At 73.6% G+C, this 13,334-nt stretch carries 9 protein-coding genes and 1 tRNA gene; 6 read left to right on the plus strand and 4 right to left on the minus strand.

Annotated features, from left to right (window positions below; genetic code table 11):
* The first annotated feature begins 17 nt into the window (after positions 1–17).
* Positions 18–2,600, plus strand: a complete 2,583-nt coding sequence (hrpB, locus tag ACIGXM_RS16885; RefSeq protein WP_396561477.1) for an ATP-dependent helicase HrpB — start codon at positions 18–20, stop codon at positions 2,598–2,600.
* A gap of 698 nt (positions 2,601–3,298) precedes the next feature.
* On the opposite strand, the gene polA is transcribed toward hrpB, so the two are convergent.
* Entirely contained in the window at positions 3,299–5,983 is a 2,685-nt protein-coding gene (polA, locus tag ACIGXM_RS16890) for a DNA polymerase I (protein WP_396561954.1), read from the minus strand.
* 251 nt (positions 5,984–6,234) lie between these two features.
* On the opposite strand from polA, the gene ACIGXM_RS16895 reads away from it, so the two are divergent.
* Positions 6,235–6,723: a PaaI family thioesterase gene (locus ACIGXM_RS16895; protein WP_396561479.1), complete on the plus strand. Its 489-nt coding sequence runs from the start codon at positions 6,235–6,237 to the stop codon at positions 6,721–6,723.
* A 78-nt stretch (positions 6,724–6,801) separates the two neighbouring features.
* Here the strand turns inward: ACIGXM_RS16895 and ACIGXM_RS16900 are convergent, their stop codons facing one another.
* Positions 6,802–7,455, minus strand: a complete 654-nt coding sequence (locus tag ACIGXM_RS16900; RefSeq protein WP_396561481.1) for an ANTAR domain-containing response regulator — start codon at positions 7,453–7,455, stop codon at positions 6,802–6,804.
* A gap of 99 nt (positions 7,456–7,554) precedes the next feature.
* Here ACIGXM_RS16900 and ACIGXM_RS16905 point away from each other — a divergent pair.
* A tRNA-Leu gene (locus ACIGXM_RS16905) sits at positions 7,555–7,627 on the plus strand.
* 135 nt (positions 7,628–7,762) lie between these two features.
* Here ACIGXM_RS16905 and pyk read toward each other — a convergent pair.
* A complete protein-coding gene (pyk, locus tag ACIGXM_RS16910; RefSeq protein ID WP_396561483.1) occupies positions 7,763–9,190 on the minus strand; it encodes a pyruvate kinase in 1,428 nt (475 codons plus the stop codon).
* Positions 9,191–9,449: 259 nt separating this feature from the next.
* Between pyk and ACIGXM_RS16915 the strand changes: the two genes are divergently transcribed.
* From ACIGXM_RS16915 to ACIGXM_RS16925, 3 genes are read left to right on the plus strand one after another with little or no spacing between them, the layout of a single operon-like run.
* On the plus strand, positions 9,450–10,535 hold the full coding sequence (locus ACIGXM_RS16915; RefSeq protein ID WP_396561485.1) for a hypothetical protein: 1,086 nt from the start codon (positions 9,450–9,452) through the stop codon (positions 10,533–10,535).
* Positions 10,535–12,169: a VWA domain-containing protein gene (locus ACIGXM_RS16920; protein WP_396561487.1), complete on the plus strand. Its 1,635-nt coding sequence runs from the start codon at positions 10,535–10,537 to the stop codon at positions 12,167–12,169. Before ACIGXM_RS16915 ends, ACIGXM_RS16920 begins: the two co-directional genes overlap by 1 nt.
* The gene (locus ACIGXM_RS16925; RefSeq protein ID WP_396561489.1) at positions 12,156–12,809 is read left to right on the plus strand and encodes a hypothetical protein; all 654 of its coding nucleotides are present in this window, start codon (positions 12,156–12,158) and stop codon (positions 12,807–12,809) included. The genes ACIGXM_RS16920 and ACIGXM_RS16925 overlap by 14 nt, the downstream gene beginning before the upstream one ends.
* A gap of 169 nt (positions 12,810–12,978) precedes the next feature.
* On the opposite strand, the gene ACIGXM_RS16930 is transcribed toward ACIGXM_RS16925, so the two are convergent.
* Positions 12,979–13,320 (minus strand): hypothetical protein, encoded by a 342-nt coding sequence (locus ACIGXM_RS16930; RefSeq protein WP_396561491.1) that lies wholly within the window; start codon positions 13,318–13,320, stop codon positions 12,979–12,981.
* Positions 13,321–13,334: the final 14 nt, after the last annotated feature.

Raw genomic sequence — 13,334 nt, forward strand, 5'->3', positions numbered from 1 at the left:
CTGCTGGGGTGGATCCCGTGACCTCGTCCCCGTCGGCGCTCGACCTGCCCGTGCGCGCCGCGCTGCCCGCGTTGGAGCGTGCCCTCACGGCGCGCGGGGTGGCCGTGCTCGCGGCGCCGCCCGGAACCGGCAAGACCACGCTGGTGCCGCTCGCGCTGGCCGGACTGCTCCCCCGGCCGGACGGCGGTGCCGGGCCGCGCCGGGTGCTGGTCGCCGAACCGCGCCGGCTGGCCGTCCGCGCCGCCGCCCGCCGGATGGCCTGGCTGCTCGGCGAGCGGGTGGGCGGCCGGGTCGGACACACCGTCCGCGGGGAGCGGGTGGTCGGGCCGGACACCGTGGTCGAGGTGGTCACCACCGGCGTCCTGCTCCAGCGGCTCCAGCGCGACCAGGAGCTGACCGGGGTCGACACCGTGCTGCTCGACGAGTGCCACGAGCGACACCTGGACGCCGACACCGCGCTCGCCTTCCTGCTCGACGTCCGGGCCGCGCTCCGCCCCGAGCTCCAGGTGGTCTGCGCCTCCGCCACCTCGGACACCGCCGCCTGGGCCGAGCTGCTCGGCGGCCCGGACGGACCGGCCGAAGTCGTCGAGGCGCACGGCAGCTCGTACCCCGTCGAGACCCTCTGGGCGCCACCGCCCCGCCCGGTCCGGCCGCCGCAGGGCACCCGGACCGACCCCGCGCTGCTGGAGCACGTGGCCGCCGTGGTGCGCCGGGCGCTCGCCGAGCAGAGCGGCGACCTGCTCTGCTTCCTGCCCGGGGTGGGCGAGATCGCCCGGGTCGCCGGGCTGCTCGGCGGCGGTGCCGGGCCCGACGGCGTCGAGCTGCTGCAACTGCACGGCGGGGCACCGCGGACCGTGCAGGACGCGGCGCTGACCGCGGGCGGGCGGCGACGGGTGATCCTGAGCACCTCGGTGGCCGAGTCCTCGCTGACCGTGCCGGGGGTGCGGATCGTGGTGGACAGCGGGCTGGCCCGGGAGCCGCGCACCGACCACGCGCGGGGGCTGGCCGGGCTGGCGACCGTCCGCTCCTCGCTGGCCACCGGGCGGCAGCGGGCCGGGCGGGCCGGACGTGAGGCTCCGGGCGCGGTCTACCGCTGTTGGGCGGAGCTGGAGGACGCCCGGGCGCCGCGGTTCCCCGCGCCGGAGATCGCGCTGGCCGACCTCACGCCGTTCGCCCTGCAGGCCGCCTGCTGGGGTGACCCGGAGGCGCGCACGCTGGCCCTGCCGGATCCGCCGCCCGCGGGGGCGATGGCCGCGGCGCGGCGGACGCTGACCGCGCTCGGTGCGGTGGACCCGGACGGCCGGGCCACCGCGCGCGGGCGGCGGCTGGCCCGCACCGGGCTGCACCCGCGGCTGGCCCGGGCGCTGCTGGACGGCGCGCCGCTGGTGGGCGCGCGACGGGCGGCGGAGCTGGTCGCGCTGCTGTCGGAGGAGCCGCCGCGGACGCTCGGCGACGACCTGGCGGGGGTCTGGCACGCGGTGCGCGCGGCGGCGAGCGGGGACGCGTACGCGGCGCGCTGGCGGGACGAGACCCGGCGACTGCGGGCCCAGGTGGACGCTGCCGTGGACGCTGCCGTGGACGCCCCGGCCGCCGGCCTGCCGGACGCGGCGACGCCGGGACTGATCACCGCGCTGGCCCAGCCGGAGCGGATCGCCCGGGTCCGGGGGCGCGGGGCCACCGCCTATCTGATGGCCTCCGGGACGGCCGGGGAGCTGTCGGCGGGGTCCGCGTTGTCCGGCGCGGAGTGGCTGGCGGTGGCGGTCGCGGACCGGCCGGCCGGCTCACCGTCCGCGCGGATTCAGAGAGCGGCGCTCATCGACGAGAGCACTGCTCGCAGTGCTGCCGCGCACCTGCTCGGCGAGCGGGAGGAGGTGCTCTGGGCGGTGCCGCCGGGCAGCCGTCGCGGGGACGTGGCGGCCCGGCGCGTCTCCTCGCTGGGTGCCCTCGACCTCGAGGCCGAACCGCTCGGCACGGCCGCGCCGGCACTGCTCCGAGCCGCCCTGCTGGACGGGCTGGCCCGCGAGGGGGTGACCGAGCTCCTGCGGTGGTCGGAGGCGGCGGGCTCGCTGCGCCAGCGGCTGGCCTTCCTGCACCACGCGATCGGCGAACCGTGGCCGGACGTCAGCGACCAGGCCCTGCTGGCGGCGGCCGAGCAGTGGCTGGAACCGGAACTCTCCCGAGCGCGCCGGCGCGCCGAGCTGGAACGCCTGGACACCGCCGCCGCCCTGCAACGCCTGCTCCCCTGGGCCTCCGGAGAGGCCGGCCGACTCGACGAACTGGCCCCGGAACGGATCACCGTCCCCAGCGGCTCCCGGATCCGGGTCGACTACAGCGACCAACGCCCGGTCCTCGCGGTCAAGCTGCAGGAGCTCTTCGGCTGGGACGCGGCCCCCGCCCTGGCCGGCGGCCGGGTACCGCTCACCGTCCACCTGCTCTCCCCCGCCGGCCGCCCGGCGGCAGTCACCGGCGACCTCGCCTCCTTCTGGCGCGACGGCTACCGTGCCGTGCGCGCCGACCTCCGCGGCCGCTATCCTCGCCACCCCTGGCCCGAGGACCCGACGACGGCTACCCCGACCCGCCGCACCAACCCCCGCCGCTGAGCCGGCCCGATCCGGGGGAGGCCCGCCAGCGCCCCCAGCGCCACAGCGCCCCCAGGGTCGGCCTCGTCGACTTCCCGCTCCTTGGCACACCCAGCCATCGAAAGGTTGCGTGCTCGCACACACTCACCCCCACGCAGCGCCCCCGAAGTCCGCCCCGCCGACCTCTCGCCCCACCACCCCTCGAACACCCAGCCGGGATCGAGAGACCCGAGGCACGCTCAGCCGGCTGGAAAGTCGGCCCTGCCGACTTCCCGCGCCAATGATCCACCGCCACTGGCGAGTTGAAGAGTCGGCGAAACCAACCCCCGACCCACCCGCTGCCGCGCCAGGAATCAACCCCACCGAGCCCGAGAAAAGCGCCCGGGAGCACCAGCACGGTGCCACCGCTCCAACCGACCGCCCAGCAATACGCGGAAAGTCGACCCCGCCGACTTCCCGGGGGCACGGGGGTCCGAGGGCTCGACTTCCCGGGGCCCTGGGCATACCCGCTCCCGCCCGACAACGAGTCAGGAAAGTTGACCCCGCCGACTTCCCATGCCGGGAGAACGCCCTCGGCAACGGATTCGCCCCGGGAAAAGCGCCCCGGAAGCGCGAGCCCAGCGCCCCCACGGGCACCCGGCCAGCGCGGCGGGCGGCAACCGAGCGCCGGGGCGCAGCATCCGCGCCGCGCCCCGGGGCACGACGGCGCCGGCCCGGCGTCAGTGCGCCGCGGCCTCCCAGTCCCTTCCCAGGCCCACCGAAACGTCCAGCGGTGCGCGCAGCGCGTACGCGCCCGCCATCTCCTCCCGGACCAGGGCCTCGACCTCCTCGCGCTCGCCCGCCGCCAGCTCCAGCACGATTTCGTCGTGCACCTGGAGCAGCATCCGCGAGCGGAGCCCGGCGCCGGTCAGCCGCTCGTCGACCCGCAGCATCGCGATCTTGACGATGTCCGCGGCCGAGCCCTGGACCGGGGCGTTCAGCGCCATCCGCTCGGCCATCTCGCGCCGCTGACGGTTGTCGCTGGTCAGGTCGGGCAGGTAACGGCGACGGCCGAGCAGGGTCTCGGTGTAGCCGACCGCGCGGGCCTCCTCGACCACCCGGTGCAGGTAGTCGCGCACCCCGCCGAAGCGCTCGAAGTAGGTGTCCATCAACCCCTGCGCCTCGGCCGGCTTGATCCCGAGCTGCTGCGACAGCCCGTACGCCGAGAGCCCGTACGCCAGCCCGTACGACATCGCCTTGATCTTGCGGCGCATCTCGGCGTCGACCTGGGTCCGCTCGACCCCGAAGACCGACGAGGCGACCGTGGTGTGCAGGTCCTCCCCGCTGGTGAAGGCCTCGATCAGCGCCTCGTCCTCGGAGAGGTGGGCCATGATCCGCAGTTCGATCTGCGAGTAGTCGGCGGTGAGCAGCGACTCGTACCCCTCGCCGACCACGAAGCCGCGCCGGATCGCCCGCCCCTCCTCGGTGCGGACCGGGATGTTCTGCAGGTTCGGGTCCTGCGAGGAGAGCCGGCCGGTGGCGGCGACCATCTGGTTGAAGGTGGTGTGGATCCGGCCCTGCGGCGAGACCGTCTTGAGCAGGCCCTCGACGGTGGTGCGCAGCTTGGCCTGGTCGCGGTGGCGGAGCAGGATGACCGGAAGCTCGTTGTCGGTCTGGGTGGCCAGCCAGGTCAGCGCGTCGGCGTCGGTGGTGTACCCGGTCTTGATCTTCTTGGTCTTGGGCAGGTTCAGCTCGCCGAAGAGGATCTCCTGCAGCTGCTTGGGCGAGCCGAGGTTGAACGGGCGGCCGGCGGCGGCGTGCGCCTCCTCGACGACCCGCTGGATCTCGACCGCGAACTGGTTCTCCAGCGCGGTGAGATGGGCCCGGTCGGCGGCGATGCCGGCGCGTTCCATCCGGGCCAGCAGGGCGGCGATCGGCAGCTCCATGTCGCGCATCAGCTCGGTGGCGCCGACCTCGGCGAGCCGGACCTCGAAGAGCGCGGCCAGGTCGAGCACGGTCCGGGCCTGGGCCATCAGCGCCCGGGCGTCGGCCGTGGCGTCCTCCTCCGGCGCGTCGAAGGAGAGCTGGCCGCTCTCGGCGGCCGCGGCCGGGCTGAGCGAACGGCCCAGGTACTCCTCGGCGAGCACCTCCAGGCCGAAGGTGCGCCGGCCGGGCTTCTCCAGGTAGGCGGCGAGCGCGGTGTCGGCGGTGACGCCCTCGATCCGCCAGCCGTGCTCGGCGAAGGCGCGCATCACCTGCTTGGCGATGTGCAGCGCCTTGGGCCGGGTCGGGTCGGCCAGCCAGTCGGCGAAGGCCCGCTCGTCCTCCTCGGCGAGCTGGGACGGGTCGAACCAGGCCGCGTCCGTCGCCGAGGCGAGCGCGATCTCCCGCACCTCGCCGCTGCCGAGCGCCCAGGCGTAGAGGGCGGCCAGCGCCACCGGGTCGGCGCCAGCGGCCTGCTCGGCGAGCCAGCCGGCCAGCGCGCCGGGCTCGGTGAGCAGGGCGCCCTCGACCTCGACACCGGGCTCGACGAGGACCGGCCCGGCCTCGGCGGCACCGGCCGGGTCGACGCCGAACAGCCGCTCGCGGAAGTTGGGGTTGCGGAACTCCAGCGCGTCCATCAGCTGCCCGACGGCCGCCCGGTCGAACGGGGCCCGAGCCAAGTCGTCGACGCCCAACGGCAGTTCGACGTCCCGGACCAGCTCGGTGAGCACCCGGTTGCGCTTGACCGAGTCGAGGTGCTCGCGCAGCTTCTCGCCGATCTTGCCCTTGACCTCGTCGGCCCGGGCGATCAGCTCGTCGAAGGAGCCGAACTGGTTGACCCACTTCGCCGCGGTCTTCTCGCCGACACCGGGGATGCCGGGCAGGTTGTCGGACGGGTCGCCGCGCAGCGCGGCGAGGTCCGGGTACTGACGGGGCGTCACGCCGTACTTCTCGGCCACCTTCTCCGGGGTGTAACGGGTCAGCTCGGAGACGCCCTTGGTCGGGTAGAGGACCGTGACGTGCTCACTGACCAGCTGCAGCGAGTCGCGGTCGCCGGTGACGATCAGCACCTCGAAGCCACGCTCGGCGGCGGCGGTGGCCAGCGTGGCGATGATGTCGTCGGCCTCGAAGCCCTCCAGGGCCATCCGCGGCACCTTCATCGCGTCCAGCAGCTCGCCGATCAGACCGATCTGGCTGCGGAACTCGTCCGGTGTCTTGGCCCGGTTGGCCTTGTACTCGGGGAACTCCTCGGACCGGAAGGTCTTCCGGGAGACGTCGAAGGCGACCGCGAGGTGGGTGGGCGCCTCGTCCCGCACGGTGTTGGAGACCATCGAGGCGAAGCCGTAGACCGCGTTGGTCGGCTGGCCGGTGGAGGTGTTGAAGTTCTCCACCGGCAGGGCGTAGAACGCCCGGTACGCCAGGGAATGGCCGTCGAGCAGCATCAGCCGGGGCCGCGCCCCCGAAGCGCCACCCGCCGCACTCTGCACCGCACTCTGCGTAGCCACGTCAACGTCCGTTCCTAGCCGACTCCACTGCCTGTCCTGGCATCCTAGGGCGCCGCACCGACATCCCGGGCAACGCGGACAGCGGACGCCCCCAGCACCCGCCACCCCGCGCCCGGCGACCCGAGCGCCGGTCGTACGATCACGAAAGGCCGCCCCCTCGCGGCCCCCCACGACGGCAGGAGATTCGCATGACCGAGGCGACCCCCACCGAGACCGCGGCCGCCGAGAGCCCGGCCGAACCGGTGCTGGACGTGCCGCAGGACGTCCTGGACCACTTCGCCAAGCTGGGCGTCACCGCCGCCACCTTCTCCGGCGGGCACCTCGGCGACAAGCTGGGCATCCGGATCGTCGAGGCCTCCGGCGACCGGGTCCTGGGCACCATGCCGGTGGAGGGCAACCAGCAGCCGTACGGCCTGCTGCACGGTGGCGCCTCGGCCGCGCTGGCCGAGACCCTCGGCTCGATCGGCGCGATGCTGCACGCCGGGCCCGGCCGGTACGCGGTCGGCGTGGACCTGAACGTGACGCACCACCGCTCGGCCACCTCGGGCCTGGTGACCGGGGTGGCGACCGCCGTCTTCAAGGGCCGGACCGCCGCCACCTACGAGATCGCGATCACCGACGACACCGGCCGGCGGATCACCAGCTGCCGGCTGACCTGCGCGCTGCGCGACCTCTGAGACGGCGACCGGAACGAAAGCCGTGGGGCCCGGATCCGCCCCCAGGATCCGGGCCCCACGGCGTCGCGGCCGGGCCGCTCAGCCCTCGCCGCCCTCGGCCTTCTTCCGGTCCTGGGCGACGCCCTCCTCGATCACGGCCTCGGCCACCGCCGCCATGGTCATCCGACGGTCCATCGAGGTCTTCTGGATCCAGCGGAACGCGGCCGGCTCGGTCAGCCCGAACTTGGTCTGCAGCACGCTCTTCGCCCGGTCCACCAGCTTGCGGGTCTCCAGGCGCTGGGTGAGGTCGGCGATCTCCTCCTCCAGCGTGCGCATCTCGGTGTAGCGGGAGACCGCCATCTCGATCGCCGGCACCAGGTCGCTCTTGGAGAACGGCTTGACGATGTACGCCATCGCGCCGGCGTCCCGCGCCCGGTCGACCAGCTCGCGCTGGGAGAAGGCGGTGAGCATCAGCACCGGCGCCAGGTGCGCCTGGTGGATCCGCTCGGCGGCGGAGAGTCCGTCCAGCACCGGCATCTTGACGTCGAGGATCGCCAGGTCCGGCCGCAGCTCCTCGACCAGCTTGACCGCCGTCTCGCCGTCCCCGGCCTCGCCGACGACGGTGTAACCCTCCTCCTCCAGCATCTCCTTCAGGTCGAGGCGGATCAGCGCCTCGTCCTCGGCGATGACAATTCGGGTGATCTGGGGCGAGTCGGTCTCAAGCGCCTGGGGCTGCTCGTCGGCGGTGCTCACGGGGCTCCTCGTTCCGGCGGGGACTGCATGCACGAGGGTACCCAGACACGGTATGTTGGTGTCACTTCGGGTCGGGGGCTTCCTTCGAATCCGAGGCAAGCCCCGGTAGCCCAGCGGTAGAGGCAATGGTCTCAAACACCATCCAGCGTGGGTTCGAATCCCACCCGGGGTACTAGTCCTTTCTTTCAAAGGCCGATTTCCATCCTTGGAGATCTTCGTCACTACGGGTGAAGCGGTGGATCGGCCGCCGCGCTCATCGCACGGGGACGGGCGTGGCGCCCCCCGTGCGGGAGGCGCCACCCGTCGGTCAGTTGTCCAGCTCCCCCACGTGGTGCACCCGCACCAGGTTGGTCGAGCCGGCCAGGCCGGGCGGAGAACCGGCCGTGATGATCACGATGTCACCGCGCTTGCAGCGCCCGAGGCTGAGCAGCTGCGCGTCGACCTGGGCAACCATCTCGTCGGTGGTCGGCACGAACGGGCCGAGGAAGGTCTCCACCCCCCAGGTGAGCGCGAGTTGGCTGCGCACCGCCGGCTCGTAGGTGAACGCGAGGACCGGGATCGGCGAGCGGTAGCGGGTCAGCCGGCGGGCGGTGTCGCCGCTCTGGGTGAAGGCGATCAGGTACTTGGCGTGCAGGAAGTCGCCGATCTCGGCGGCCGCCCGGGCCACCGCGCCGCCCTGGGTGCGCGGCTTGCTGCGCTCGGTCAGCGGAGGCAGTCCGGCGGCCAGCACCTCCTGTTCGGCGGCCTCGATGATCCGGCCCATCGTCCGGACCGTCTCGATCGGGTACTTGCCGACCGAGGTCTCCCCGGAGAGCATCACCGCGTCGGTGCCGTCCAGCACCGCGTTGGCGACGTCGGAGGCCTCGGCGCGGGTCGGCCGGGACGCGTTGATCATCGAGTCCAGCATCTGGGTGGCGACGATCACCGGCTTGGCGTTCCGCCGGGCCAGCTTGACGGCCCGCTTCTGGACCAGCGGGACCTGCTCCAGCGGCATCTCGACGCCCAGGTCGCCGCGGGCGACCATGATCCCGTCGAAGGCGTCGACGATGCCGTCCAGGTTCGCCACCGCCTGCGGCTTCTCCACCTTGGCGATGACCGGGAGGAACCGCCCCTCCTCGCGCATCACCTGGTGGACGTCCTCGATGTCCCGGCCGCTGCGGACGAAGGAGAGCGCGATCAGGTCGGCACCGATCCGCAGGGCCCAGCGCAGGTCGGCGACGTCCTTGTCGCTGAGCGCGGGCACCGAGACGGCGACTCCGGGGAGGTTGAGGCCCTTGTGGTCGGAGACCAGGCCCCCCTCGATGACGATGCAGTGGACCCGCGGCCCGTCGACGTGGGTGACCTCCAGGCAGACCCGGCCGTCGTCGACCAGGATCCGCTCACCGCGGGTGACGTCACCCGCGAGGCCCCGGTAGGTGGTGCCGCAGCACTCCTTGTCCCCGGGGACGTCCTCCACCGTGATGGTGAAGTCGTCGCCGCGTTCAAGGAGTACCGGCCCCTCGGCGAAGGTGCCCAGCCGGATCTTCGGGCCCTGAAGGTCGACCAGGATGCCGACGCTCCGGCCGGTCTCGTCGGCGGCCTTGCGGACCCGGCGGTACCGCTCCTCGTGCTCGGCGTGCGAGCCGTGGCTCAGATTGAATCGGGCGATGTCCATGCCGGCGTCGACCAGGCCCTTGATCTGGTCGTACGAGTCGGCGGCGGGCCCGAGGGTACAGACGATTTTTGCTCGGCGCATGGGACTGAGGGTATTCATTACCGGCGCGTAACAATGACGTTCCGGCAGACCTCCGGGTGACCGTTGCCGAAAGCTTCGTTGAACTCTCTGAGGCAGCGTGACATCCCTTGCCACCAAGCGGAGTTGGCCCCATCAGTCACTCGCCGATGCGGTTCCGGGATGGCTTGTTCACCTCCGGTTCACCTGTCCGCCGCGCCGTGCTCGGCCCCCGGCGGGACCCTCTGGGTCCGGACGAGCTGGGGCAGGGGGGGAGAACGCCGTGCGGCGTCTGCTGGGGGTGGTGTCGGCACTGGTGCTGATCGCCGGCGTGGTGGTGCTGATCTGGCGGCCCTGGTGTTGCGGCTCGCCGCCGTTACCGCCACAGACCGTGCTCACCGGGCTGGTCGGCTCGGAGAAGTCGGCGTTCTTCGCGGACCCCAGGGTGCAGGCGGAGCTACGGGCCAGGGGCCTGACCGTGCAGGTCGTCCCGGCCGGCTCACTGGAGATGACGCCGACGGACGACAAGAAGGACGACTTCGTCTTCCCCTCCAGCTCGGTGGTGGCCGACTCGATCCCGGGCGACCTGAACCCGGTGCCGGTCCGGCCGTTCTACTCGCCGCTGGTGATCGTGGCCAGGCAGGACACCGCGGCGCTGCTGGCCCAGAACGGCCTGGCCACCCGGTCCGCGTCGGGCGTCTGGACCTTCCGGATGACCGCCTACCTACAGGCGCTGAACGCCCAGACCACCTGGCAGAGCCTCCAGGGTGCGGCCCAACACCCCTCGCTGACCGGCCTGTTGTACGTCACCACCACCGACCCGGCCAGCTCCTCCTCCGGCGCGCTGCACCTGGCGGTGATGTCCTACCTGGCGAACGGCGACACAGTAGTGGCTGACCAGGCCGGAGTTGACCGGACCCGATCGCTCCTGCGCCATCTAACCGAGATCCAGGGCGCCCAACTGCCAAGTTCCGACGGACCGTTCCGGAACTTCCTGTCCGGCGTCGGCAACCCGCTGGTCTGGGTCTACGAGTCCCAGGTGGCCGCCGCGGCGGAGGCCGGGCAACTGCCGGGCGACACCGTGCTGCTCTATCCCGACACCACCTTCCTGAGTGACCACACCGTGGTCGAGTTGACGCCGAACGCCCACCGGCTGGCCGACGCGCTGGAGAACGACCCCAAGTTGCAACAGCTGGAGGCCGCGAACGGCTTCCGGCCGGCCGGCGACCCGACCGCGTTCGGCAAGGCGATGGCGACCACCAGGACCACCGGCTTCGCACCGGACCTGACGGCGGCGGGGGTGGCCCAGGTGGCCATCCCGGCACCGCCGGTCATGCAGCAACTGATCGCCGCGGCCAAGGGGAACTGATGCGGATACCGAAGCCCCTGCCCGCCCTGCTGCTGGCCCTGCTGCTCGCCGTGACGGCCGGCTGCGACTCCGCGCACCCGCGGCCGACCCCGGGCGACTCACCGTCCGCCGGGCCGCCGGTCACCCTGCGCGTACTGGCCGGCAGTGAACTCCAGGACATGGCACCGGTGTTGGACGACGCCCGGAAGGCCACCGGAGTGACCGTCCAACTCAGTTACAGCGGAACGCTGGACGGCGCGCAGACGGTCACCTCCGGCAAGGCGGACGGTAGTTACGACGCGCTCTGGTTCCCGTCCAACCGCTACCTGCGGCTCGACCCGGCGGGGGCGGGCAAGCTGCTCTCGGAGACCCCGATCATGGTCTCACCGGTCGCCATCGGCGTGCGCTCCTCCCAACTGACCGCGCTGGGCTGGGATCCGGCCAAGGTGACCTGGTCGCAGATCGGCGACGCGGTGACGGCGCAGAAGCTCACCTTCGGGATGACCGACCCGTCACGCTCCAACTCCGGTCTCTCCGCGCTGGTCGGGCTGGCCTCGGCGTTCTCCGGCGCGCAGGCCGCGCTGACCGAGGACGACGTGACCAGGGCCGCCCCGGCGCTGCAGAGCTTCTTCACCGGACAGAAGCTGACCTCGGGCTCCTCCGGCTGGCTGGCCCAGGCCTACGCCCGGACCGCGCAGGGCGGTTCGGGCCCACAGGTCGGCGCGCTGGTCAACTACGAGTCGGTGCTGCTGGAGTTGAACCGCACCCTGCCGGCCGACGCCAGGCTCACCGTGATCCGGCCGACCGACGGCGTGGTCTCCGCCGACTATCCACTGACCCTGCTGACCTCCGCCTCACCGCAGGCCCGGGACGCCTTCCAGCGGCTGACGGCCTACCTGCTGCGGCCCGACGTACAGCGGAAGATCTCCGACAGCACCGAACGGCGGCCGGTCGCCCCCGGGGTGGCGCCGGCCGCCGGGCTGCCCACCGACATCCGGCCCGAGCTGCCGTTCCCGGGCAGCCGGGCGGTGGCGGACGCGCTGCTCGCGGCGTACCAGAACCAGCTGCGCCGGCCGTCCCGGACGGTCTACGTGCTGGACACCTCCGGGTCGATGGCGGGCCCCCGGCTGGCCGCGCTCAAGCAGGCGCTGGGCCAACTCACCGGCGCCGCCGACACCATGGCGGTCAACCGGTTCCGGGACCGTGAGGAGGTCACGCTGATCTCGTTCGCCGACGCGGTGAAGTGGCAGCACACCCACACCGTCCCGGCGGACGACCCGGGCACCGCGCTGGCGGCCATCGACGCCGACGTGCAGAGCCTGTCGGCGGGCGGCGGCACGGCCATCTACAGCACCCTGGAGCAGGCGTACCGGGTGGTGGCCCAGCAGCAGGCGGCGGCACAGGACGACCGGTTCACCTCGATCGTGCTGATGACCGACGGCGAGAGCAACGAGGGGGCGACGGCGGCCGACTTCACGGCCTTCTACCACGCGCTGCCGGCCGCCCAGCAGGCGGTGCCGGTCTTCCCGATCCTGTTCGGCGAGGGCGCCCGGCAGCAGTTGCAGGGGATCGCGGACACCACCGGCGGTCTGCTCTTCGACGGGACCTCGGGGGACCTGAACGGCGTGTTCGAGGACATCCGTGGCTACCAGTAGGCGGGTGCCGGCCTACTTCGGCTCGCGGGCGCACCTGCTGGGGTGCGGCGGCGCGGGGATCGGGCTGCTGCTGACGCTGCTGGGGCCGAGCGCCGACTGGGCGGTGGTGGGGACCGGCGCGGTGGCGGGGCTGTACGGCGCGGGCGCGGTGCTGGGGCTGGCCTTCCCGGCTCGGGCCGAGCCGGCGCCGGCCGAGCCACCGGCCACCACCGAGCCCACCGAGCGCACCGAGCCCGTCGGGTCACCGCCCGAGCCGGCCGCCGCCCCGCGGCCGGCCGTGAGGTCGCGGCCCGTGAGCCCACCTCCGCCCGCCAGCCCACCGCCGGCCAGCCCGCCGCCCGCCGACGCAGAGCTGGCCGGACGGCTGGGCCGGGAGCTGGCTGCCCAGGACCAGCGGGTGACCCGGTCCGGCTGGCCGGAGCCGCCCGCGCAGGCCGCCCGACAGCTGCTGACCGCGGTCCGGGAGCGGCTCGCCCCGGAGACCGCCGGCCAGCTCGCGCCGGTGGTCCGGGAGGCGCTCCCGGCCGTCCTGGACTGGTACGAGCGCGGCCGCTCCTGGTGGCGGCTGGAACCGGGCGGACCACCGCCGGAGGAGGAGTTCACCGACCGGGTCCGGGTGGTGCTGGAGAAGCTGCCCTGAGTACGACGGATCCGGGCCGGGGGGCCGCGGGGGGCGGGCCGGCGGGGGGGGGGGTGGGACGGGGCTGGGGGTGTGGGGGCCCCGGGGGGGGGGGTGGTGGTTTCGTGGGGGCCCTTTGTCGGCCGGCTCCGCCCCCGCCCCGCGGCCCCCCGGGCCGGATCCGTCGTACTCAGTGCGCGGAGTGCTTCTCGGCGCCCCGGTGCCGGTGGCCCTTGAGCTCGGCGTGGGCCGGCAGCGCGCCGGTCAGCGCCCGCTGCTCGGGGGCCCGCCGCCCGCCGTGGCTGAAGGCGGGCTCGCCGGCCAGCGCCGCGTACGTGCCGTACGCCGCGGGGGCCGGGACGGCACCCGCGGCGGGGGTGTGCAGCGCGGGGCCGAACCCGCGCCTCCTGCCGGTCGCGGCGGCCGCCATGCCGCGGCGCTCCAGCAGTTCCTGGGTGCCCTGACGGAGCTTGGCCGTGCTGAGCTTGCTCGCGCGGGCCTTGGTCGTACCGCCCGTCGATCGCTTGGTCATCCTGGGCCTCCCAT

Origin of the sequence: Kitasatospora sp. NPDC052896 (genome assembly GCF_044547075.1) — a bacterium.
GTDB lineage: Bacteria > Actinomycetota > Actinomycetes > Streptomycetales > Streptomycetaceae > Kitasatospora.

Excerpts from the sequence above, each read along its gene's own strand:
- ACIGXM_RS16920 (WP_396561487.1), top strand. The coding sequence starts at position 10,535 with ATGCGGATACCGAAGCCCCTGCCCGCCCTGCTGCTGGCCCTGCTGCTC.
- ACIGXM_RS16930 (WP_396561491.1), bottom strand. The coding sequence starts at position 13,320 with ATGACCAAGCGATCGACGGGCGGTACGACCAAGGCCCGCGCGAGCAAG.
- pyk (WP_396561483.1), bottom strand. The coding sequence starts at position 9,190 with ATGCGCCGAGCAAAAATCGTCTGTACCCTCGGGCCCGCCGCCGACTCG.
- polA (WP_396561954.1), bottom strand. The coding sequence starts at position 5,983 with ATGCTGCTCGACGGCCATTCCCTGGCGTACCGGGCGTTCTACGCCCTG.
- ACIGXM_RS16895 (WP_396561479.1), top strand. The coding sequence starts at position 6,235 with ATGACCGAGGCGACCCCCACCGAGACCGCGGCCGCCGAGAGCCCGGCC.